The sequence below is a fragment of the Lentilitoribacter sp. EG35 genome (assembly GCF_040784015.1).
Lineage (GTDB): Bacteria > Pseudomonadota > Alphaproteobacteria > Rhizobiales > Rhizobiaceae > Lentilitoribacter.
The window spans coordinates 124192-147392 of record NZ_JBFNGQ010000008.1 but is presented as its reverse complement, the minus strand read 5'-3'; the positions used below and the strand labels follow the sequence as shown (position 1 = coordinate 147392).

The window sequence follows — 23201 nt, the reverse complement described above, 5'->3', positions numbered from 1 at the left end:
ATTATTTTTTTATACTGAAATCGGAAAAATGAGCAAAAGGAGCATATTTTTCCTCATTTTTGTATAAAATCCATAAAAAACGTAAAAATTTGAAATTTTCCTATGCAAAATACGCATTGCAGTCCAATTTTCAGCATTAGACTCTCATTTCTCAATATACTAGATCTTTTGCTTTACAAGTAATAGTTTTTAATTTTTACTGTAAAAGCTCACTTCTAAAAAATTGGTGGGTGAGGTTTTTTAGACCCTCAATTTTAATATAAATTAATAATAATTCTAAGGGAAAATATAATGAAAAATGTAACAAAAGTTTTGACTGCCGGGCTTATGCTTGGTGCCAGTTTGGGAGTTGCACACGCAGACGGAACTTTAGATCAGGTCAAACAACGCGGCTCGCTCATTTGCGGTGTAAGTGGTGGCTTGCCTGGTTTTTCTGCGCCAGATGATGCTGGTTTAATGCAAGGAATTGATGCCGACGTATGTCGTGCAGTTGCAGCGGCTATATTGGGAGATGCATCCAAGGTTGAATTCCGCCCGCTAAATGCAAAAGAGCGTTGGGCGGCGCTTACATCAAGTGAAATCGATGTACTTTCACGCAACTCAACACACACGTTGACACGTGACGCATCACTTGGTGTTGATTTCACATATTACAACTATATTGATGGCCAAGGTTTCATGGTCAAAAATGATCTAGGCCTTTCAAGCGCTCTTGAGCTTGATGGAGCAAAGATTTGTGTACAAGCCGGTACAACAACAGAGTTGAATATGGCGGACTATTTCCGTTCAAACGGTATCACATTTGATCCAGTTGGTTATGAAACGTCTGTTCAAACTCGCGAGGGTTATGAAGGTGGTGCATGTGATGCTCTAACATCAGATAAATCACAGCTTGCAGCTATTCGTTCTGAGTTAGCTGATCCTGCCGGTTCAACAATTTTGCCAGAAACAATTTCTAAAGAACCTTTGGGTCCTGTCGTTCGTCAAGGTGATGATCAGTGGAATAAAATTGTTCTTTGGTCAATGCATGCTTTGATCAATGGTGAAGAGCTTGGTCTAACTTCTGCAAATGTTGATGAAATGAAAGCTTCATCTGACAACCCGGGCATTAAGCGTTTCCTTGGTACAGAGGATACAATGGGGGCTCACTTGGGTCTTGAAGCCGACTGGGCTTACAACATCATCAAGCAAGTTGGTAACTATGGTGAAGTTTATGACCGCACAGTTGCTCCACTAGGCATCGCACGTGAGGGAAGCGTGAATGACCTTTGGACACGCGGTGGTCTTCTTTATTCACCACCTATCCGCTAAATTGGGATAATATTAAGGCTCGGAACCCACGTTCCGAGCCTTTTTCATAGATATAAAAATAATAATATTTTGGGGGAATGTAATCGTGAGTCCTACAGATCACGTTCCATTTCATAGAAATCCGAAAGTAATTGCCGTCTTCTCGCAATTGCTGATTGCTACATTGCTAGCGGGATTTTTGTATTGGATCTACAGTAATACAATCGAGAATTTAAACAGAGCTGGCATTCAGACCGGTTTTGGATTTCTCGATCAAGTCGCACCATTTAAAGTAGGGTTTTCTGCTTTTCTTGAGTTCAAGTTGGGTGAAAGCACCTATTGGCGGGTATTTTGGATAGGAGTTCAAAATACAATTTTCGTCAGTATCTTGGGAATTATCGCCGCCACACTGCTTGGCTTTACAGTTGGCATTATGCGGTTATCACCAAACTGGATCATCTCGCGGTTTGCACTGGTCTATATTGAAACTTTGCGCAATATTCCTTTACTACTTCAAATTCTATTTTGGAATTTCGCAATTTTCCTTCCGTTCTTCCCCGTACCAAAAGATTCGATTTCAATTGCAGATTCTATCTTCATCAACAAACGCGGGCTTTATCTACCAAAGGTAGTTTCAGATAATCCTACCGGAACAATGATTGTCGCAGGTTTCATAATTGCGGCGATTGTCGGCGCATTCTACTTACGAAACTGGGCCAAAAAACGCCAAAACGAAACAGGACAAACTTTCCCGGTTTTCACGGCGAGCCTTGCAGCTATCATTGTGATGGCATTTTTGGGTGTAATCGTTTCCGGCTTCCCGCTAAGTTTAGAACTTCCAGAACTTGGCCGATTTAATCTTAAAGGCGGTGTTGAATATCCGCTTCCGCTGTTCTCGCTATGGTTCGCACTGTCTACTTATACGGCAGCCTTCATCGCAGAAAATGTACGAGCAGGCATTCAGGCTGTTCCAAAAGGGCAAACCGAAGCATCGTCGGCACTGGGCCTCAAGCGAAATCACGTTTTAAATCTTGTTGTGATTCCACAAGCCATGCGGATCATCATCCCTCCAACAATTTCACAATATCTTAACTTAACGAAGAACTCGTCTCTGGCCGTTGCCGTGGCATTTGAAGAATTATTTGCGATTTGGGCGGGTATCTCACTTAACCAAACAGGGCAGGCTCTGGTTATCATTGGAATGACATTCCTCGTTTACCAAATCTTGTCGATGATCACATCAGCAGCAGCGAACTACTATAATAAACGTTCGCAGTTTGTGGGGCGTTAATATGTTTAAAACAGTTCCTGGAGAATTTGAATTTCAACCACCACGCCCTGCTCCCATTGCAAATGCAGGCCCTATTGGGTGGATGCGAGAAAACCTGTTTTCTTCGCCACTAAATATCATACTCACATTGATAGGCGTGTATATAATTTGGAGTACAATACCACCTCTACTTAATTGGGCTATTTTTGAAGCAAGCTGGGCCTGGGGTGATCGCACACTATGCGAAGAAGCGGCCGGTGCTTGCTGGACATATGTTCGTGTGCGTTTTAGTCAGATTATTTATGGTCCATTTTATGGCCAAAATGAAAGTGAGATCTGGCGACCACTTGTCGTGTTTGCACTATTTGCAGGTATTGTATTTTGGCTGATATATCCAAAGACACCTTATAAGGGTCGCGTTGCAATTGCATCGCTAATCCTTCTGCCTGTTGCCAGTGTCTTGCTAATTCATGGGGGGTTGCTTGGATTAAAAGTCGCACCAACCAGCCAGTGGGGTGGTTTTATGCTCACGCTAATTCTGGCGGTCACGGGCATCATCGGGGCTTTACCGATTGGTATAATAATGGCGCTAGGTCGACAATCAGACCTTCCGATTTTCAAGGCGTTATCTGTTGTCTTTATCGAGTTCTGGCGGGGTGCACCGTTGGTAACGGTACTCTTCATGGCATCCGTTATCTTTCCGCTGTTTTTCCCTGCAGAAATGGACTTTGATAAAGTGGTTCGCGCACTTGTTGCCATCACCTTGTTCCAATCTGCTTATACCGCAGAGGCTATTCGTGGTGGATTAGCATCCTTACCACGGGGGCAAGCAGAAGCTGCAGATGCGCTGGGATTAGGGTATTGGCAAAAGACTTTCCTGATCATCCTTCCTCAAGCCTTGAAAGTGTCCATTCCTTCGATTGTAAACACGTTCATTGCATTGTTTAAGGATACATCTTTGGTTTACATTATTGGCCTTCTTGATCTCTTGGATATGGCAAGGTCAACAGCCAATTCACTCGAGTGGCGTGGCGTATCCAACATTACCGCCTATGTTTTTGCAGCCATGATCTTCTTCATGTTTACATCAGCAATGTCAGCCTACAGCCGCGGTTTAGAGCGTAAGCTCGATACTGAACATAAATCATAATTTAAGATTGACGGGTAAATATTATGAGTAATACATCAACACAAAAAGCAAACGAAACCGTGGCACGTCAATTATCTGATGAAGTGGCGGTAAGCCTTGAAAATCTAAACAAGTGGTATGGTCAATTTCATGTTTTGAAAGGGATCAACTTCGAAGTTAAAAAGGGTGAGCGAATTGTTGTTTGCGGACCATCGGGTTCTGGTAAATCAACTATGATTAGATGCATCAACCGACTTGAGGAGCATCAGGAAGGTAAAATCGTCGTCGACGGAACACACCTGACTAATGATGTTAAGAAAATCGACGAGGTCCGTCGTGAAGTTGGTATGGTATTTCAACACTTCAACCTTTTTCCGCACCTTACAGTACTGGAAAATTGTACGCTTGCACCCATTTGGGTTCGCAAAACGCCAAAGGCTGAAGCTGAACGTGCTGCGAGGGAATACTTGGATCGCGTAAAAATCCTTGATCAGGCAGATAAGTTTCCAGGTCAACTTTCGGGTGGTCAGCAGCAACGTGTCGCTATTGCCCGTTCACTTTGTATGAACCCCAAAATCATGTTGTTTGACGAACCAACGTCAGCGCTCGATCCTGAGATGATTTCTGAGGTTTTGGACACTATGATCGATCTGGCAGAATCTGGCATGACGATGGTTGTCGTAACCCACGAGATGGGTTTTGCGCGAAAAGTGGCCGACCGTGTGGTCTTCATGGATCGAGGCGAGATTGTTGAAATCAACGAACCCGAAGAGTTCTTCAACAATCCACAGTCAGACAGAACAAAACTGTTCCTATCACAGATTCTTTCGCACTAATTTTTGTTCTTATTATCTAAAAACGGGCCTATGAATTGGGCCCGTTTTGTTGCCTCATAACCTAATCCAGATTCACTGAACGCAGGCGCAAAGCATTTGAAATAACAGAAACAGATGACAGACTCATCGCTGCAGCAGCAATCATAGGCGAAAGTAAAGTCCCCGTTATCGGATATAACAACCCAGCAGCAAATGGCACGCCTAGGCTATTATAAGCAAAAGCAAAGAATAAGTTTTGTTTGATATTATTTATTGTTAGTTGAGAAAGTCTTCGAGCGCGAACCACACCGATCAAATCACCATGCAATAATGTTATTCCTGCACTTTCAACCGCAATATCAGCGCCTGTACCCATCGCAATGCCAACATCAGCTGTTGCCAGCGCCGGAGCGTCGTTAACGCCATCGCCGGCCATTGCAACTTTTAGACCTTGTTTATGTAAATCATCGATGAGGGTCTTTTTATCTTCTGGAAGAGTATTAGCTCTAACATCATCAATACCAAGTTCATCGGCAACAGATTTCGCTGTAATTTCATTATCGCCGGTCGCCATAATAATTTTCACACCAAGCGCCTGCATATCTCGTACGGCTTGTTTTGCACTAGGCTTAATTTGGTCAGAAACCGCCAATATCGCCATAAGCCTTTTATCAGCAGCAACAAACATAACAGTCTTACCTGCAGACTGAAGGTTCTTAACATGCTCATCCATTTCTGAAATATCTACACTGATCTCACCCATCATGGCAGAGTTACCAACGGCAAATGTGGTACCATTAGCATTAGCCATCACACCTTTGCCAGTTACCGATTGAAAACTCTCAATATTTGCGGCTTCAATGTCTCTTTGCTTAATACCTTTCACGATTGCTTCTGCCAATGGGTGCTCTGATGCTTGTTCAATTGCCCTTACAACGCCTAAAGTTTCAACATTTGAGATATCTTCTGCCAGAATGCTGATGTCTGTTAGCTGTGGTTCGCCACACGTAAGTGTCCCTGTTTTATCAACAACAATGACATCGATTTTTGCCAGTTGTTCTAAAGTCACCGCATCCTTAACCAAAATACCAGCCTGCGCACCTCGACCCGTTGCCGTCATAATAGACATTGGCGTTGCTAATCCCAATGCGCATGGACATGCAATGATTAACACTGAAACGGCCGACACAATTGCAAATACAAATGAGGGAGCAGGACCAACAAGTGACCAAACTACAAAAGCAATAATCGCTATACACACAACCGTCGGCACAAAGTAAGATGCCACACGATCTGCCATACTCTGAATTGGTGCACGGGATCGTTGAGCAGAGGAAACCATAGAGATGATCTGCGCTAGCATGGTTTCATCGCCAACTTTCAACACTCTTACGATGAGTGATCCATTTTTATTAAGTGTTCCACCGGTAACCTGGTCGCCTACGGTTTTTTCCAGTGGCATGGGCTCGCCCGTCAACATGCTTTCTTCTATTAACGACGATCCCTCCAAAATAACGGCATCAATCGGCACAGCCTCACCCGGTCGGATGCGTAATATGTCACCAACAACAATATTCTCCAAAGGAGCATCATATTCCTCCCCATTCTCCAGTACCCTGCGCGCTGTTTTTGGAGCAAGATCAAGGAGCGCCCGAATAGCATCGCCAGTGCGTTCTCGTGCACGCAACTCCAATACTTGCCCCACAAAAACCAGAGCAACAATTACAACCGCAGCTTCATAATAAACCGGTAGATGATTACTTCCGAACCGCAAATCACTTGGGAATAATTGGGGAAGGAACGTTGCAGATGTTGAATATATATATGATGTTCCAACACCGATCATGATCAACGTCCACATATTTAAGTTCCATGTTTTTATAGATGTCCACCCCCGCATAAAAAACGGCCATGCGGCCCATAGAACGACAGGCGTGGCCAAGAAAAACTCGATATAAAGAGAATTAACCTCACCAAACCAATCCCGAACCGGCAACCCGATCATCGGACCCATGGTTAAAACAAGTAGTGGAACTGAGACAATAACACTAATCCATAGCCGGCGAGTAAAATCAATCAACTCATGATTTGGACCGTCGGCTATTCCATCAGCTGGTTCCAGGGCCATGCCGCATATAGGACATGTTCCTGGCCCTTCCTGCACAATTTCTGGGTCCATCGGGCAAGTAAAAATCGCATTCTTGGGAGCTGTTTGAGTTTGCTTGGCCTTATTACCAGATAGATAAAAATAAGGGTCTGCATCAAATTTATCGTGACATTTTGGGTTGCAAAAATGATAATCATGATCACGGTATTTTAGTGACGGTTTACCCTTGCCCACTGACACAGTCATACCGCATACAGGGTCTTTAACAGCGCCATCAACTGGAGTTGTAGCCGCATTAAATATTTCATCAGAGATCGTTGAAACGTTCATTTTTATAGATCCATATAAGTTTATGGATCATCCATACCCCTTCCAGTCACTGGAAGGTCAAGGAGTTTATTGGATGCTTAGCTACCGGAGATAGCTATCTCTTCCATGCTGCTCCAAAGCTTCTTTAAAGTTTGTTTCTTATTCTCTCGATTTCGATAAAGCCGCACCTCTAACTTGCCAATGTAACTTTCGTCACCGACGACTTCGAGTAACCCTTGAGAAAGCTCCTCTTTACAAAGCTCATATGGCAGCCAACCAATACCAAAACCCTCTAAGATCATGGCTTTTACCGAAACTGCCATGGCATTTCGATTAACAACCAAGATCTTAGGTCCTTCAAGATGTTGATCCAGTGTATAATCAACAATCGACCGCAATGCTGATGCCGTACCATATGACAAAAGAGGTATGGGTTTCTGCTGTGCACCGGTTAAGTTATGCAACGGTCCATTTTTATCCACTTTGGAGACTGGAATCATATCATCCAGGGATAATGTCAGATAATCACACCCGCCAACTTCAAGCGGTGCTAAAAAATCCATAGCAGGATGCCAATATGTCAAAATCACATCACAATATCGCTGCTGGAGAGCAGATACAAACTGATCAGCGGACCAGCTCGTCGAATTTAGATCCACATCCAGTCCACACTGTTCAGCCAACGGCGCAATGTGTGTTTTGAAATGGGTCATATAAAGCGATTGAGACGTCGCAAACCGAATAACATTTTCACCCGCAGCATCGATAATTTGGCAGCGTTCCAGTGTTTCATGATACGTTCTGAGCATAATACGGGCTTGAGGTAAAAACACTTCTCCTGCTGGCGTCAAAGATAAAGGAAGTGTCTGACGATTAATCAGCACAACCCCAACATCTTCTTCAAGCGCTCGAATTCGCCTTGAAAATGCAGGTTGACTGACATTTCTCTCTTCAGCGGCACGAGAAAAATTTTTTTGCGCCACCAAAGCTTCAAAATCTTTTAGCCATGCAATATCCAAATCGATAATCCGTTCCGCATTCAGGAAAAAACGATGCTAAATTCGCTCTTCTTCAACAGCATGACAGGCCACCATAGACCCATCGGCCTGTTGTAGGGTCCGAGGTTTTTCTATTTTACACCTATTATCAGCATAAGCACAACGACTTGCAAAGGGGCACCCCTGCGGCAAATTAATCGGTGTAGGTATCTCGCCCTTCAAACGGATATGGTTTGGTCGATCATCTTTAAGCTGCGGAACAGCGGATAAAAGAGCACGAGTATAGGGGTGTTTAGGGTTTTCAAACAATGTCGCCGTATCACCTAATTCACAGACAGATCCCAAATAAACCACCGCAACACGAGTACCAAAGTGCTGCACAACACTCAAATCATGGGTGATAAACAAGTATGTTAGCCCACGGTCATCTTTTGCCTCTAACATTAAGTTCAGAACCTGAGCCTGAATGGATACATCAAGTGCTGAAATCGGCTCATCCGCAATTATAAATTCTGGATCCACTGTTAACGCACGAGCGATCGCAATACGTTGTCGTTGTCCACCTGAAAATTCATGCGGGTAACGCGTAGACCAACTCGGGTCGACACCAACAGATTTCATAACTTCGGTAACTTTATCTTCCACTTCACCAGAAGATAAGCTTGAATTATGAAAACGGACGGGCTCTTCCAACGCCTGCTGAATTGTCATACGAGGGTTAAGCGATGCGTAGGGATTTTGAAAAATCATCTGCATTTTACTTCGCAAAGGCATCAGTGCTTTACGAGAACGATTATCTATCCGCTCACCACCATAGTGGATTTCCCCACCACTAGGTGACAATAAGCCTGCAACCAGCCGAGCGATCGTAGATTTACCACAGCCACTTTCACCAACCACACAAAGCGCTTCGCCCTTCTCTACATTGAACGAGACATTGTTAACAGCATGAACCTCGCGGCGTTCTTTGATAATCTTACCACCACGAACCTTAATCGTTTCAAGAAGACCTTGATCAAGTTCAAAACGTTTTTCTAGGCTCTTAACTTCTAATAGAGCAGTTTTATTTGTCGGCGCACTCATGACGCTTGCTCCTTGGAACGATCCAGATGCAACCGATTAACCTCATGGCAAGCAACTTCAACATGTGCATATTTTACGACTTCAGGCTTACTCGTCTTACAAACTTCAGTAGCATAATCACACCTCGGCCGAAAAGGGCAACCACTTGGTATTTCAGACAAAGTAGGCATATTCCCAGGAATTTGTTTTAGGCGTTTACCAGGTTGTGTTTGCTGTGGTAGTGCATTTAACAGCCCTTGCGTATAAGGGTGTTGTGGATCATTAATTATCTCACGCGTGCTTCCTGCTTCAATAATTTTGCCGGCATACATAACAAGCGTGCGCTCAGTCATTTGACTGACAACTCCAAGATCGTGCGTAATCAAAATTAAACCAACCTTGTTTGACTGACATAATTCAAGGAGAAGCTCCATAATATCGGCCTGAATAGTAACATCAAGCGCCGTTGTCGGCTCATCCGCAATGATCAACTGAGGATCCAACAATAGTGCCATGGCAATAATAATACGCTGCCGCATACCGCCCGAAAGTTCATGCGGGTATTGATCAAGCCTCTCTTCAGGCGAGGGAATATAAACCTCACGCAATTTGACGATGGCAATCTGCTCGGCTTCCGCTTGGCTTAAGTCTCTATGACTTTTCAAAGTTTCTACCATTTGCTGACCAATGGTCAACACAGGGTTCAAGGTTACCATAGGGTCTTGAAAAATCATTGCCATGCGATTGCCGCGTATACCACGCATTTCCTTCTCGGACATTGTCACAATGTCCTCGCCTTCAAACATGATACTACCCGAATCAATGAAACCAGGCCGAGATAGAAGATTCATCAGCGAGAAGCCAGTGATGGATTTCCCAGCGCCAGATTCCCCAACGATGCCGAGACGTTCACCCTTATCAAGATCAAAACTGATCCCATCAAGTGCAGTCACAGAAAATTTGCGAGAAGCGAATTTAACGGATAGGTCACGTACGGATAACAAAGACATGGCGCTATTCCTTATATAATTTGGGGTTCAAAACGTCACGCATCCAGTCACCTAACAGATTAATGACCAACACCAGAACAACAAGAACAAGGCCCGGAATAGTCGTGATCCACCAGCTGCCAGAAAAGATATAATCAAAGCCAGATGAAATAAGCGAACCTAAAGATGGTTGATTTGGCGGCATACCAAGACCAAGAAACGAAAGTGATGCTTCTGAGATAATTGCATTCGCAACCTGAACTGTTGAAATAACGAATATCGGAGATAATGAATTAGGTAAAATATGACGCAGCATAATGCGCATAGGACCAAAACCAAGAACGCGTGTAGCATCCACATATTCTTTTTTCTTTTCAGCCAGCACCGTTGCACGAACGGTACGCGCATATTGCGGCCATTCAGCTACGCCAATGACGGCTATCAGAAAATAAATGGCATACTGATTAAATGTCTCAGAACCAAACAAAGCTTGGGTAATCGCCAGAAAGATGATCGCAACCATCAATGTAGAAAAAGAAAGTTGAATATCCGCAAAGCGCATCAAAAGACTGTCTAAGCGTCCTCCGAGATAACCGGCGAGCAATCCAATAGAAATCCCCAAAAATGCCTGCAACAACACTGCACACAGGCCAATCAAAATAGAAAGTCTTGTACCATATAGAATAGTTGACCAAAGATCGCGCCCCTGATCATCCGTTCCAAACAAAAATGCCGGATCTGAACCACTAATCCATATAGGTGGGTATTCGCTATTCATAATATCAATCTGTGCAGGATCATATGGATCAAACGGTGCAATTAATGGAGCAAAAAAAGCCATGAACGCAATAATCGCAAATACGATAAATGAGACAAGGGCGACTGGGTTGCGCAAGAAGCTATAGCCCATGTTTGAATTGATAACGCGCTGCAAAAAAGAAGGCTTGGCGCTAAGGCTTTGATCACTCATGCACCCATCCTCGCTAGTTTTATGGTTGGATTGACGAGACCGTAAATCAAATCAACTATTGTATTTGTGATGACGAAAATAAAGCCAACAACAATCAAATAAGCTACGATCAAGGGGGTATCTACGCGATTCACGGCTTCGAGGAACATGAACCCCATACCCGGCCATTGGAAAACAGTTTCCGTAAGAATTGTGTAGGCAACCATTGTCCCGATCTGAACACCACCGACAGTAATTACAGGTAAAAGTGTATTCTTCAGCGCATGAACAAAATAAATACGCCATGGGTGGATACCTTTCGCTTTGGCATATTTAACATATTCACTTTGTAAAACTTCCATCATTTCGGCGCGTATTAATCGCACAAATAGTGGCAACATAATTGAAGCAAGGGCGAGAGATGGCAAAATAATATGCGCCCAACCATCAGCCGATGCAAAGTTTGTATCCCAGGATCCAAAGACATTAACGACATCGCCACGGCCAAAGGAGGGGAGCCATCCCAACTCGACTGCGAATACATAAATTAGAAGAATAGCAGTTAAGAATACGGGTATCGAAATACCGACAATTGACACACCCATAATGACGCGACTGATAATAGTATTTGGCTTTATCGCTGTGTAAACACCTAACGGAACAGATAGACCTACAATAATTAGCGTTGCGCCAAAAACCAGCTCCAACGTCGCAGGCATTTTTTTCAAAATAACATCAAGTGCAGGTTCTTTAAAAAAGTAACTTGTGCCTAAATCACCTTGTAATGCATTTCCAAGAAAACGGGTATATTGGGCGAAAAAACTATCGTTTAGACCAAGTTCATCTCGTAATTCCTGACGAACCTCTTCAGACACAGATTGTCCGACAAGTTCGCGTAATGGATCGCCCAAATTATCCTGGATGGCGAAGCCAATGAGCGAGATAACGAACATCACCGCAATCGCCTGCAAAGTACGTTTCACAAGATATGCAAGCATATAATTGACCTGTCAGCTGGTAGATTTAAGACGCATTTAACGTCAATATTTGAGAATATTCTGGGGGCTAGAAGCCTAGCCCCCAGAAAATTTAAAGAATTAATCGTTTGAACTTACTTGTCTACGACAAGATCACCAAAGTAAGGGAAGTTCAATGCATTAACAATTTTCTCAGCATGTACACCTTTACGAGCGCCCCATGCTAGGTTTTGCCAATGAAGCGGAATAAAGGCAGCTTCTTCGTACAAGATACCTTCTAGTTTCTGAAGCAACTCACCACGCTTTGCAGGGTCTGTTTCAGCATTTGAAGCATCCATCAAAGCATCAGTCTCAGAGTTACAATAGTTACCGGAGTTATATTGACCGTTACCTGAATCTTCATTTGCACATGCAGACAAGAACTGGTGGAAGTTTGCACTATCTTCCGTATCAGCATGCCAGCCAATCATCATCATATCCGCAGCACGTTCGTCAAACTTAGGCCAGTATTGCGCTTTTGGCATTGTTTGAAGGTCAACTTTGATATTGATTTTTGACAACATTGAAGCAACTGCTTGAGCAATTTTGTCATCATTCACATAGCGGTTGTTTGGTGCCATCATTGTGATTTCAAAACCGTCAGCATAACCAGCTTCTGCCATCAGAGCTTTTGCTTTTTCCACGTCAAAACGTGGTGTTAGCGCTGCATCATGACCAAGGTAACCAGCCGGGCTAGCTTGTGCACCAACAGTACCGAAACCACGCATAATACGATCAACAATACCCGCATTATTTACAGCATAATCAATAGCTTTGCGAACACGAGCATCTTTAAAAGCTTCAACGCGGTTCTGGTTCATTTGGAACGTAATGATACGCGTACCAGCCATTGTAATGAGGTTAGCATTATCGCTATCTTCAACACGCTTTAGATCTGTTGGAGGAACAGGGGCAATAAAATCTACATCGCCAGACAACAGAGCAGCAACACGAGTTGGATCCTCTTTAATCGGTGTCAAAACGATTTTATCAACGTTGCCTTCGCTAGCTGTATCCCAGTAATCAGCAAAACGAGAGAACTCAACTTTTACACCCTGCTCACGTGAATCAACAACAAACGGACCTGTGCCAGATGCATTGCGTGATGCGAAGCTATCACCATGCTTTACCAATTCAGCTTTGTCTTTGCCGTCATCTGTTTTACCAGAATAGAACTTGCTATCCATTGGGAAGATGTAAGTTGCTGTGTGCAATACAAGCGGATAAGGCTCTGAAGTGATAAGATCAAACGTGTCTTCATCAATGACCTTCACTTCTGTGAAAAGAGAGAAGATACCTTTAAAATCGGCACTTTCTTTCAGGCGATTAAATGTCCAAAGAACGTCTGCACTTGTTAGCTCATTGCCAGAATGAAATTTCACACCATCACGCAAGTTAAAACGTGTCGTTGTCGCATCAATCTGCTCCCAGCTTTCTGCCAAACGTGCTTCAAACTGCAAATCTTGCGTCCAACGAACGAGCGGATCGAACGTCATATGCGAGAATTGCAATGTACCACCGGAAAGTTGCTCATGTGGATCCAGTGAAACCGGGTCAGCATCATAAGCTACTTTAACAGTAACCTCAGCTTGCGCAACGGCAGTCATCGCAAATGACATCATGCCGACCGCAACAGCGCGTGTAAATATATTCATATTATTTTCTCCATTATAGGTACCCTATATGTAATATTAAAATGATTGCATGAGCCAATGCCGATTTCAAATCACTTATGCATTTCGCGTATGGCGGTTTAGTATTCACTAAAAGAGCGAAAAAGTGAGCAGGTGCAGCAATTTGATCGGTGTATTTGTAAACGACGATGAGCAGTCACCGTGAATGTCATATGCTGTCTAATATCATCTGGCGAATTTTAACGGCTTTTTCAAAGTGGTCCAATTCATGGGTCTGTATCCACCATGTCGCAGCTTCCATAAGAAGCTGAGGGTCATCATTCTTATTGGCAAAAAATGCATAAAAGGAAAGGCCTACATTAACACCTTTCTTTTCAATTTTCTCATCACAAACAGATATGATTTTATCTTTGAGCTGTTGTCTCATCATTTCAGGTTCCCGCGGTAAATCATATCCTATTTTTGCTCGATGTTTTCAGGTGTAATGATCTCAAGTTTTTTGTCGAGAATATATTCCGCTCCCGCATCTCTCCAAGCCAAGAAATGCGACTCTGTGAAATGATTATCTATCGCAGTTTGATCTTTCCAGCGCTCTACGAATGACAAAGTATTCTTATCAGTCGTACTTTGAAAAAGATCATAAGAAATGTTGCCGGCTTCTAATCGCGTTCCTTCTATGCAAGGTGCAACCAATTTCTCTATCGTTTCGAAACTATCCGGTTTTATTTTAAGCGTTGCTATTAGATAGATCATTATTCACTTTCTAAGCTGTAGAATGCCATTAGTATAAGCGCCATTAGATATAAAAAAATTTTATGAACTTATAGAACATGCTTAACTTGCAAAATGTGCATCTGCTTGGTCAAGTTTATGACGGATCTGTGTAATGATAAGATCTTTATCAGGAACACAATTTGCATAGGTTATAATATCACCAGCCTTCACGGGTTTAGATACAACAGCTTTTTCTGCCAAACCTATAGGAACATAACCGCCTTTACGGCCATCCTGCCAGCTCACCGCATAACCGCGATAATCGGCTTGCCCAATCCGACCTAGTATTTCGCCTGGTTGTAAATCACGTTTAGCGACAGCAACGGCATCTGCAACAGGGCGGTCGATTGGCACCATATCAGGTTCACCATGCATAACAGCTCGCGCAGCAGACAATGGCACTTCAAGACTGGTTAAATGGAAAGGTCGAGTAAGTGTGAAATAAGGCCCCTTACCGACTTTCAGATCAGCCATCCGTTCCAAAACACGCGGATGCTTGGTTTCTACGATACAAAAAACTCCAGGTGCAACACCTTTACCGATTGAGTAATCGACAACACCTTTACGGCTCAAAATACCGCCATCTTCCACTGGGCAAAGCACATTCGCCAACTCATCAAGCGATGCCTTTGGGCCATGCATACCTGGAATGTCAGGTATAAGGCCTGTACAATTGGCAATAGCAACCATTTCGATCGCTGTCTTTGATCCATCAACAAACTCTACAAGCATACGAGCATTCATATCACGTGCTCTAGCTTCCTCTTCATATTCAGCGGGTACAGCATGGATATTAAGTGGATTGTTTTTGCCCTTTCCCGCGGCGATAACGTTCATACCAAGACTACGTGCAAAGCCAATCAGTTCTAAAACACAGGCAGGTTCATCACCCGCAGCACCAGTATAAATAACGCCAGCTTTTTTTGCTTCTTCTGCCAAATATCGGCCAATCGTAATATCAGCTTCCACATTTAGCATAACCATATGCTTGCCATTTTTAATCGCGCTAAGTGCAATAAGTGATCCCGTATTGGGATTACCCGTCGCATCAATAATCACATCAACGCGCCCTGCAGCTGTTAACGCCTCAAACCCCTCACATATGGCAATTTTTCCACCTTCAATCGCCACATCAATCGCATTTGCATTGTTTGCAACAATAATATCTTCGTCCGAATGTCCTGCAAGGTGTAATGCACCCAAAGCATTTTCCGCGCGGGTAACAGAAATGCCACCAATTCGTATGCCCGACATCAACGCAACTTGAACAGCTAAATCCTTACCCATCTGACCTGCACCAATCAACCCAATTGTCACAGGTCCGTTTTCAGCGGCATACGCAATAAGTTGTTCCGCAAAATATGGATGGGTCATATCTGTCCTTTCAAAGCAAATGTAACTTGCTAATATTAGAGATGACTGGTCATACACCTAATTTGGCCCAATATGCCAAGGCCTATTTAAAAAATCCCATATAAAAGGATAAAAACTGAACCGAACATCTCCATAATGTCGGGTCAATCGACTCCGTGTACCCAAAACAAATGTGAAGATGATGGGGAAGAATAGAAAAGTTGATTAAGAAATCTATCTAAAAGCAAGCCACGTAAATTGACTTCTTAAACTATACTTGAAACATTTTGCCCTGCAAGATCTGCAATGATTGGACATTCAGGTCTATTATCACCATGACAGTTTTTGGCAAGTGAGGCCAAAGTTTCTTTGAGAGATTGCAATTCACTTATTTTTTGATCAATCTCTTCTATCTTACTAACTGCAATCAATTTTACGTCGGAGCTAGCTCGTTGATCATCATCATAAAGAGAAAGCAGCAGACGACACTCGTCTATTGTAAACCCAAGACTTCGTGAGCGCTGCAGGAACTTTAGCCGATGAATATCAGTATCTGAATAATCACGATATCCATTTCCAGCGCGAGCCGGTTTTATCAAATTAATATCTTCATAATAACGGATAGTTTTTGGTGGAAGGCCCGACTGTTCAGATGCATAGCCTATATTCACGACTTGTCCCCTCTATTCACGACTTGTCTTTTGGCATTTGCTCGCCATAAAGCGCTGCAAGGTCTTTTAATTCTTGCTCACTAAAACCTAAATCCTTGGCACAACGGGCAAGATAATCAAATCTTTCACCTCCTGCCAATCGATCAGGTGGCTCACATTGTCCCAATTTAGAATCTTTCTTTTTGTCGACTGTCATCACTCAAACCAAAATACTTCGTTCCACTGATCATCTTAATCAGCAGACTACTCTTACTAGATGATAGTCGAGCTGTTAAATCAAGGCGAATAAAACAATTGTGATTATAAGTGTATCAAATGAATGAGAGCATCTGATTGCAAAAAGCCGCACCCAAACAGGGTGCGGCTTTCAAGTTTTTATCTTAAATCTCTATCAATCAGGCAAGATCAAAACGGTCTGCATTCATGACTTTATTCCACGCTGTAATAAAGTCCGCTTTAAATTTTTCTTTCGCATCTTCTTGCGCATAAACTTCAGAAATTGATCTTAAAATAGAATTCGAACCAAAGACAAGATCAGCACGAGTCCCAGTAAACTTGACGTTACCAGATGCACGATCACGGCCTTCATACAATTCTGAAGACCCATCAGTTGATTTCCACTCTATGCCCATATCAAGAACATTTACAAAGAAATCATTGCTTAACGTGCCTAGATTGTCTGTGAAGACTCCATGCTTGCTTTTGCCCGCATTCACGTCAAGTGAACGAAGACCCCCAACAAGAACAGTCATTTCTGGTGCACTTAGACCTAACAATTGTGCTTTATCGACAAGTAATGCCTCAGTTGAACGAGGGTCTCTTGTATTTTTATAATTACGAAAGCCGTCATATTTAGGCTCAAGTACTGCAAAAGATTCCACATCTGTTTGATCTTGAGTTGCATCCGTGCGCCCTTGTGTAAACGGAACACTTACACCACTTGCTTTTTCTATTGCAGCACAACCGCCAAGTACAATCAAATCCGCCAATGAGACATTGCCATCGAAATCATTTTTTATGGTCTCAAGTTTTGAAATCACGCTTGCAACATTAGAAGATGTGTTAATCGACCAGTCCTTCTGTGGCGCTAGATTAATGCGCGCGCCATTTGCCCCACCGCGAAGATCTGAACTGCGGAAGGTTGAAGCAGATGCCCAAGCGGTGTTTACAAGTTGTGAAACAGAAAATCCGGATGCGAGGATTTTTTCTTTCAATGAAGCAATTTCTGCATCACTAAGTGCCGAACCGTCATGAGCGGGAATAGGATCTTGCCAGATCAATTCTTCTGAAGGAACTTCCTCACCCAGATAATTTGTAACCGGACCCATATCCCGGTGTGTTAGCTTAAACCAAGCACGTGCATAAGCATCTGCAAACTCATCAGGATTCTCATGGAAATGTTTGGAAATTTTAGCATATTCCGGATCCATTTTAAGAGCCATATCTGCTGTTGTCATCATAAGCGGTTCTGTACGCGATGCATCACCTGCGGCTGGCGCTTGCGCGGCATTTGAGGCTTTAGTTGGTTGCCATTGAACATGACCTGCGGGACTAGTTACTTTTTCCCATTCATAGCCAAGCAAAGCATCAAAATAACCCATATCCCATTGAATGGGGTTCGCCGTCCATGCACCTTCAAAGCCAGCTGTCGTCGTATCGCCACCTTTGCCAGATCCATGACTGTTTGACCAACCAAGACCCATTTGCTCAAGTGGCGCACCTTCTGGTTCAGCACCAACTTTTTCTTCCGGTCCAGCACCATGGCCTTTACCGAAAGTATGACCGCCCGCAACAAGCGCAACAGTCTCATAATCGTTCATTGCCATACGGCCAAATGTATCTCGAATATCATGCCCCGATAAAAGCGGGTCAGGATTACCATTTGGCCCTTCCGGGTTCACATAAATAAGACCCATCTGCACTGCGCCAAGTGGATCAGCTAGATCACGATCACCTGAGTAACGCTTATCATCAAGCCATTCAGTTTCTGGACCCCAATAGATATCTTCTTCTGGCTCAAAGACATCAGCACGACCGCCTGCGAAACCAAAAGTTTTAAAACCCATAGTTTCCATGGCAACATTACCAGTTAAAATCATCAAATCAGCCCAGGAAATTTTATTGCCGTATTTCTGCTTAATTGGCCAAAGAAGACGGCGTGCTTTATCCAAGTTTCCATTATCAGGCCAAGAATTAAGCGGCGCAAAACGTTGTGTACCTGAGCGCGCACCACCGCGACCATCATATGTACGATAGGTGCCGGCACTATGCCAAGCCATACGAACAAATAGACCACCATAATGACCATAGTCCGCGGGCCACCAGTCTTGCGAATCTGTCATTAAATCTGCGAGATCTTTTTTCAATGCTTTTAGGTCAAGTTTTTTAAACTCTTCTGCATAGTTAAAATCTTCACCGAGCGGACCAACTTGTGGGGCGTTTTGGTTTAGAATTCTGAGGTTTAATTGCTCTGGCCACCAGTGCTGAATTGCGGTGGTACCCATTGCATTTGCCTCTTTATTACGACCATGCATTACAGGGCATTTTGCGGGACTCATCTCGTTCATGTTCACTCCATCGGGAAATAGTGTTTTATATATTGCTGATAGTTCAGGTGTAGGACTTCAAGTAAATCGAATCCCTCGCAACCCAAATATTAGGTAAACATTTATCAAATTGTATTCATTAGATAAAGTTGTATTTTCTGATAAATATGATAAGAAATACTTATGAATAATATCACCCTGAAGCAACTACGTTATTTCAATATCTTAGCCCAACAAAGTCACTTTGGACGAGCGGCCGAAATTTGTGCCGTTTCGCAACCCGCATTATCTATGCAGATAAAAGAGCTTGAGGAAACGTTGAATTCAAAGCTCGTAGAACGGGTCGCACGGAAAACTCAACTCACCCATTTTGGCAAAGAATTTGCGGAAAGGGCATCTGCAATCTTGAGGTCTGTGGATGAATTGGAAGAATTTACCCGTTCAATGAGTGATCAATTGTCAGGTCAATTGCGCGTTGGCGTTATTCCAACCATCGCGCCCTATCTTTTGCCAAAAATCATCAATGAACTTGCAAACACATTTCCTGCTCTTGATATCCACATCAGAGAAACATTAACCCAAAATCTGATTAAAGAAGTCTCCGAAGGACAACTTGATACAGCTATTGTTGCACTACCAATCTCAGAAAACTCGTTTACGGAAGTCCCTCTTTTTACGGAAGAATTTGTGCTGGTCAGACCATCGGCAGATAAAGGAAGGCCCGCACCAAACCGCCAGATGTTAAAAGAAATGAGATTACTGCTTTTAGAAGAGGGACATTGTTTCCGCGATCAAGCATTATCTTTCTGTAATATCCAAACTACGAGACCGCGTGAAATGCTTGATGGCAGTTCCTTATCTACGCTCGTCCAACTAGTTAGCGCGGGTATAGGTGTGACGCTTATTCCGGAAATGGCGTTAGATGTTGAAACACGGTCCGCCAATGTTTCCGTCACACGGTTTTTGGACCCAAAACCGTCTCGAACCATCGGCATGATATGGCGCAAAACAAATCCACTCACAGAAAGATTAACCGAGATTTCGCATATCATTCGAAAAATTGCAGAATAAAGAAGCCATTAAAAACACAAACAATGCAAATTCAACTTGTTCAGAAGAGCATACATATTCAGGACCCCATGACATTTCTATTCGAACCACAGCCTCAGCCTTATTTACCGATTAAGAACTCGAGCCAAAAGTTTCCAGTGAGACGTATATATTGCGTTGGGCGAAATTATGCTGATCACGCACGGGAAATGGGTCATGACCCAGATCGAGAGCCACCTTTTTTCTTTCAGAAAAACCCGGATAATCTTCTCATAAATAACGCAGACTTTCCCTACCCTTCAAAATCAAACAACGTACATTTCGAAATTGAGCTCGTTGTCGCACTTGATAGGGGTGGAATTAACCTTTCACTCTCACAAGCCGAAAACACCATATTTGGCTATGCAGTTGGACTTGATATGACCCGTCGTGACCTTCAAAGTGATATGAAAAAAATGGGGCGATCATGGGAAGTTGGCAAAGCGTTTGAACATTCCGCACCTTGTTCATCCATCGTACCAAAAGCAGACGTTGGAACACTTCAGTCTGCGGACATCTGGCTCAATATTAACAGAACACAAAAACAATCAGGCAATATCAGCGAAATGATCTGGAACGTGGCAGAAACAATATCTTATCTATCGGGTTTCTTTAAGCTACAAGCTGGCGATATTATTATGACAGGAACACCAGCAGGTGTTGGCGCGGTTTCCATCGGTGATGAAATGCACGGCCATATTGACGGCGTAGGTGATCTAAAATGTAAAGTTACGTGAGCTACTGATATCTTAAATGAGGATTCATACGCTTATTCAGCCAGCTAAATAACACAATCACAATCAATGTTAAGCAGATAAAATATCCTGCAATAATCGGGTATGCGACGAATGGATTGAACGTCTTGTCCGCAAAATAACTCGCGTAGTAAAGTGAATCTCCTTGTTGTCGCCACGCGGGAAAACTTGAGAAAAAAACCAACGCTGTTGCATGAAGCAGAAAGATCGCTTCATTGGTATAAGACTCCCAAGCAAGACTAATCATCTTTGGCTTTATAATCCGTCTGTTGATTTGCTTTTGCGACATACCAATAGCAAGTGCGGCTTCAATCTCTCCCTTAGGAACCGTCCGTAAAGCACCATAAAAAATCTGGGCTGTATATGCTGTCGTGTTTAAAAATAGTGTAATAAGCGCGCCCATCCAAGCGCGGGTTAGCCATCGTGTTTCAATGGTAATTTCCACAAATCCAAAATTTAAGTCCCACCCTATCCTCGGTAGCAAAACAAACAGCTCATAAACAATGAAGAACTGAATGAACAAAGGTGATCCACGGATGAGAAAAATAAACATTGCCGCCGGTCGCCAAACAAAGCCGTTTGAACTATTTCGCGCAAATGCAATTGCAGCCGCTGCAAAAAAGCCAAGCACCAACGCAACTGCTGCAAAATATATATTCCAAAGCAATCCAGACCCAATCAACACAACTTGTTCACATAAAGTTATATCTGATTTTGGTAATGCACGCGCACCAAACCCAATCGCGCGAAAAGCATAATCAATGACCGTTTGCGTACAACTCATGCACTCGCTCCAATCATCGCCTGACCCTTAGTAAATTTCTTGGTTAGTCGCCCAAATACCGTTTCACTTCCCCACGATAGCAGAAGATAAAATACAAGGAGAAACAAGAAATATCCCAAACGCCAATCACCATGTTCATAAGCAAACCGCGCGGTTTTAGAACTACCAAGTTCGCGCGCCCAATAGACAATATCCTCAACTCCTAAAAGGAATAACAGCGGTGTCGCTTTTATTAAAATCATCCATAGATTTGACAGACCAGGAAGCGCATAAATCCACATTTGGGGCATATGAATACGATAAAAAATCTGTCGCCTGCTCATTCCGAATGCAGCAGCTGTTTCCAACTGATTTTTGGGCACTGAACTTAATGCCCCATAAATCGTATTCGCAGCAAATGCACCAAAAACGATAGCAAATGCAAGTGTTGCTAACGAAAAGCCATACACTTCATGTATCCATTGGGGCGATACACCAAGAGGCATCTTTGCAGCCGCACAAACAACAAAATCATTTCCCTGCCGGATAGGTTCTGTCCATTCTGGGCATTTTGCATGATGGCGCAAATATTCTATCGCTTGATCAAGCCCGATTGGAACGAAAAGAAAAAAGATAATATCTGGAATGCCGCGTACCATCGAGGTATAGGCAACACCAACCCAGCGAACTGGTAATATTCGTGACCGTCGGGCTAATGCCCCAGCAAAGCCAAACATCAAAATAAATGGCACGCAAATAATTAAAAGCGCAAAAACAACTAAGAAGCTTTGATAAAAATTGAAGTGTTTTCCGGTTGTCAAATAACAAGACCACCAAGATAAACCTTCTAATATTTTTGGATCAGTACAATACTCAAACATCGGGACACATATTGTTCGGGCCGCGTTATAGCGGCCCGAACAATAACGTTATCAGTACTTAACCATGCGGCCATCAAACCACTTGGCAATCATCTTGGTAAGCGTACCATCAGCTTTCATAGAAGCAATTGCTGCATTCATTTTTTCTTTAAGCTCTGTATCAGATTCACGAACACCCATGCCAATACCGCCTCCAAGCATCACTGGCTCACCAATAAATTCTAATTCACCATTAGATGCTTTTACAACATCTTGCCAGAAAGCATCATCGGCAATTGCCGCATCAACTTCCCCATTACGAACAGCCGCAGTGACTTCTTCAGGTGTTGCAAATTCAACGACAGCTTTAGCCGTTTCAGCAGCATGGCCAGCTTGAATAGTTCCTGTTTGCGCAGCAACCGTGCCTTTTGTTGCATCCATAGATGTACCCGCAAGACCAACATATGTTGACGGATCCGGTGGGAAATATTCTTGCGTGAAGTCAATCACTTCATCGCGCTCTGCAGTAATAGACATACCTGCAATAATCGTATCATAGTTGCCTGAAACCAAGTTTGGAATAATGCTGTCCCACTCATTGGTTACCCATGTGCACTCAAGCTTTGCGCGTTTACAAAGTTCATCACCAACTTCGCGCTCAAACCCATCGACTTCACCTGCATCATTAATGAAGTTATATGGTGCATACGCTCCTTCTGTACCCATGCGAATTGCATGATTATCAGCCATGGCTGCTGTTGTAATCAAAGCAGCAAGTGCCACTCCCGTTAATGTTTTAAAGACTTTCATTTTTCTCTCCTT

Annotated in this window: 22 protein-coding genes; 6 read left to right on the top strand and 16 right to left on the bottom strand. The window is 43.2% G+C overall.

Going from position 1 to position 23201, the window contains the following annotated elements; all coding sequences use genetic code 11:
• Positions 1 to 291 precede the first annotated feature (291 nt).
• From AB2J24_RS14555 to AB2J24_RS14540, 4 genes are all read left to right on the top strand, one after another.
• Positions 292 to 1311 (top strand): amino acid ABC transporter substrate-binding protein, encoded by a 1020-nt coding sequence (locus tag AB2J24_RS14555; RefSeq protein WP_367385967.1) that lies wholly within the window; start codon positions 292 to 294, stop codon positions 1309 to 1311.
• Between the two features lie 85 nt (positions 1312 to 1396).
• Positions 1397 to 2581 carry an amino acid ABC transporter permease gene (locus tag AB2J24_RS14550; RefSeq protein ID WP_162654664.1) on the top strand — a complete coding sequence of 395 codons (1185 nt, stop codon included), beginning with the start codon at positions 1397 to 1399 and terminating at the stop codon, positions 2579 to 2581.
• Position 2582: 1 nt separating this feature from the next.
• Complete coding sequence (locus AB2J24_RS14545) at positions 2583 to 3710, top strand: amino acid ABC transporter permease (RefSeq protein ID WP_162654663.1); 1128 nt, start codon at positions 2583 to 2585, stop codon at positions 3708 to 3710.
• Positions 3711 to 3733: 23 nt separating this feature from the next.
• Positions 3734 to 4525, top strand: coding sequence for an amino acid ABC transporter ATP-binding protein (locus AB2J24_RS14540; protein ID WP_162654662.1), 792 nt, complete (start codon positions 3734 to 3736; stop codon positions 4523 to 4525).
• Positions 4526 to 4586: 61 nt separating this feature from the next.
• Here the strand turns inward: AB2J24_RS14540 and AB2J24_RS14535 are convergent, their stop codons facing one another.
• From AB2J24_RS14535 to katG, 13 genes are all read right to left on the bottom strand, one after another.
• On the bottom strand, positions 4587 to 6941 hold the full coding sequence (locus AB2J24_RS14535) for a heavy metal translocating P-type ATPase (RefSeq protein ID WP_367385966.1): 2355 nt from the start codon (positions 6939 to 6941) through the stop codon (positions 4587 to 4589).
• 77 nt (positions 6942 to 7018) lie between these two features.
• Entirely contained in the window at positions 7019 to 7939 is a 921-nt protein-coding gene (locus AB2J24_RS14530; RefSeq protein ID WP_162654660.1) for a LysR family transcriptional regulator, read from the bottom strand.
• 36 nt (positions 7940 to 7975) lie between these two features.
• Entirely contained in the window at positions 7976 to 9001 is a 1026-nt protein-coding gene (locus AB2J24_RS14525) for an ABC transporter ATP-binding protein (protein WP_162654659.1), read from the bottom strand.
• Positions 8998 to 9990 (bottom strand): ABC transporter ATP-binding protein, encoded by a 993-nt coding sequence (locus AB2J24_RS14520; protein WP_367385965.1) that lies wholly within the window; start codon positions 9988 to 9990, stop codon positions 8998 to 9000. Before AB2J24_RS14520 ends, AB2J24_RS14525 begins: the two co-directional genes overlap by 4 nt.
• 4 nt (positions 9991 to 9994) lie before the next feature.
• Complete coding sequence (locus tag AB2J24_RS14515; RefSeq protein ID WP_367385964.1) at positions 9995 to 10939, bottom strand: ABC transporter permease; 945 nt, start codon at positions 10937 to 10939, stop codon at positions 9995 to 9997.
• Positions 10936 to 11916 (bottom strand): ABC transporter permease, encoded by a 981-nt coding sequence (locus tag AB2J24_RS14510; protein ID WP_162654656.1) that lies wholly within the window; start codon positions 11914 to 11916, stop codon positions 10936 to 10938. Before AB2J24_RS14510 ends, AB2J24_RS14515 begins: the two co-directional genes overlap by 4 nt.
• A 113-nt stretch (positions 11917 to 12029) precedes the next feature.
• On the bottom strand, positions 12030 to 13589 hold the full coding sequence (locus AB2J24_RS14505; protein WP_162654655.1) for an ABC transporter substrate-binding protein: 1560 nt from the start codon (positions 13587 to 13589) through the stop codon (positions 12030 to 12032).
• A gap of 187 nt (positions 13590 to 13776) precedes the next feature.
• The gene (locus AB2J24_RS14500; protein WP_162654896.1) at positions 13777 to 13995 is read right to left on the bottom strand and encodes a DUF6500 family protein; all 219 of its coding nucleotides are present in this window, start codon (positions 13993 to 13995) and stop codon (positions 13777 to 13779) included.
• Between the two features lie 29 nt (positions 13996 to 14024).
• A complete protein-coding gene (locus tag AB2J24_RS14495; RefSeq protein WP_367385963.1) occupies positions 14025 to 14321 on the bottom strand; it encodes a putative quinol monooxygenase in 297 nt (98 codons plus the stop codon).
• A gap of 81 nt (positions 14322 to 14402) precedes the next feature.
• Positions 14403 to 15716 (bottom strand): NAD(P)H-dependent oxidoreductase, encoded by a 1314-nt coding sequence (locus AB2J24_RS14490; protein WP_162654653.1) that lies wholly within the window; start codon positions 15714 to 15716, stop codon positions 14403 to 14405.
• 245 nt (positions 15717 to 15961) lie between these two features.
• Positions 15962 to 16366, bottom strand: coding sequence for a Cu(I)-responsive transcriptional regulator (gene cueR / locus AB2J24_RS14485; protein ID WP_162654652.1), 405 nt, complete (start codon positions 16364 to 16366; stop codon positions 15962 to 15964).
• A 16-nt stretch (positions 16367 to 16382) separates the two neighbouring features.
• Positions 16383 to 16562, bottom strand: coding sequence for a hypothetical protein (locus tag AB2J24_RS14480; RefSeq protein WP_162654651.1), 180 nt, complete (start codon positions 16560 to 16562; stop codon positions 16383 to 16385).
• A gap of 199 nt (positions 16563 to 16761) precedes the next feature.
• Entirely contained in the window at positions 16762 to 18933 is a 2172-nt protein-coding gene (gene katG / locus AB2J24_RS14475; protein WP_367385962.1) for a catalase/peroxidase HPI, read from the bottom strand.
• Between the two features lie 162 nt (positions 18934 to 19095).
• On the opposite strand from katG, the gene AB2J24_RS14470 reads away from it, so the two are divergent.
• On the top strand, positions 19096 to 19983 hold the full coding sequence (locus AB2J24_RS14470; protein WP_162654649.1) for a hydrogen peroxide-inducible genes activator: 888 nt from the start codon (positions 19096 to 19098) through the stop codon (positions 19981 to 19983).
• A 68-nt stretch (positions 19984 to 20051) separates the two neighbouring features.
• Positions 20052 to 20738 (top strand): fumarylacetoacetate hydrolase family protein, encoded by a 687-nt coding sequence (locus AB2J24_RS14465; protein ID WP_162654648.1) that lies wholly within the window; start codon positions 20052 to 20054, stop codon positions 20736 to 20738.
• A gap of 1 nt (position 20739) precedes the next feature.
• On the opposite strand, the gene AB2J24_RS14460 is transcribed toward AB2J24_RS14465, so the two are convergent.
• The 3 genes from AB2J24_RS14460 to AB2J24_RS14450 all read right to left on the bottom strand — a co-directional run bounded on the left by AB2J24_RS14460 (position 20740) and on the right by AB2J24_RS14450 (position 23189).
• Positions 20740 to 21540 carry an ABC transporter permease subunit gene (locus AB2J24_RS14460; protein WP_367385961.1) on the bottom strand — a complete coding sequence of 267 codons (801 nt, stop codon included), beginning with the start codon at positions 21538 to 21540 and terminating at the stop codon, positions 20740 to 20742.
• Positions 21537 to 22340 (bottom strand): ABC transporter permease, encoded by an 804-nt coding sequence (locus AB2J24_RS14455; RefSeq protein WP_197742898.1) that lies wholly within the window; start codon positions 22338 to 22340, stop codon positions 21537 to 21539. Before AB2J24_RS14455 ends, AB2J24_RS14460 begins: the two co-directional genes overlap by 4 nt.
• A gap of 111 nt (positions 22341 to 22451) precedes the next feature.
• Positions 22452 to 23189 (bottom strand): transporter substrate-binding domain-containing protein, encoded by a 738-nt coding sequence (locus tag AB2J24_RS14450; protein WP_367385960.1) that lies wholly within the window; start codon positions 23187 to 23189, stop codon positions 22452 to 22454.
• Positions 23190 to 23201: the final 12 nt, after the last annotated feature.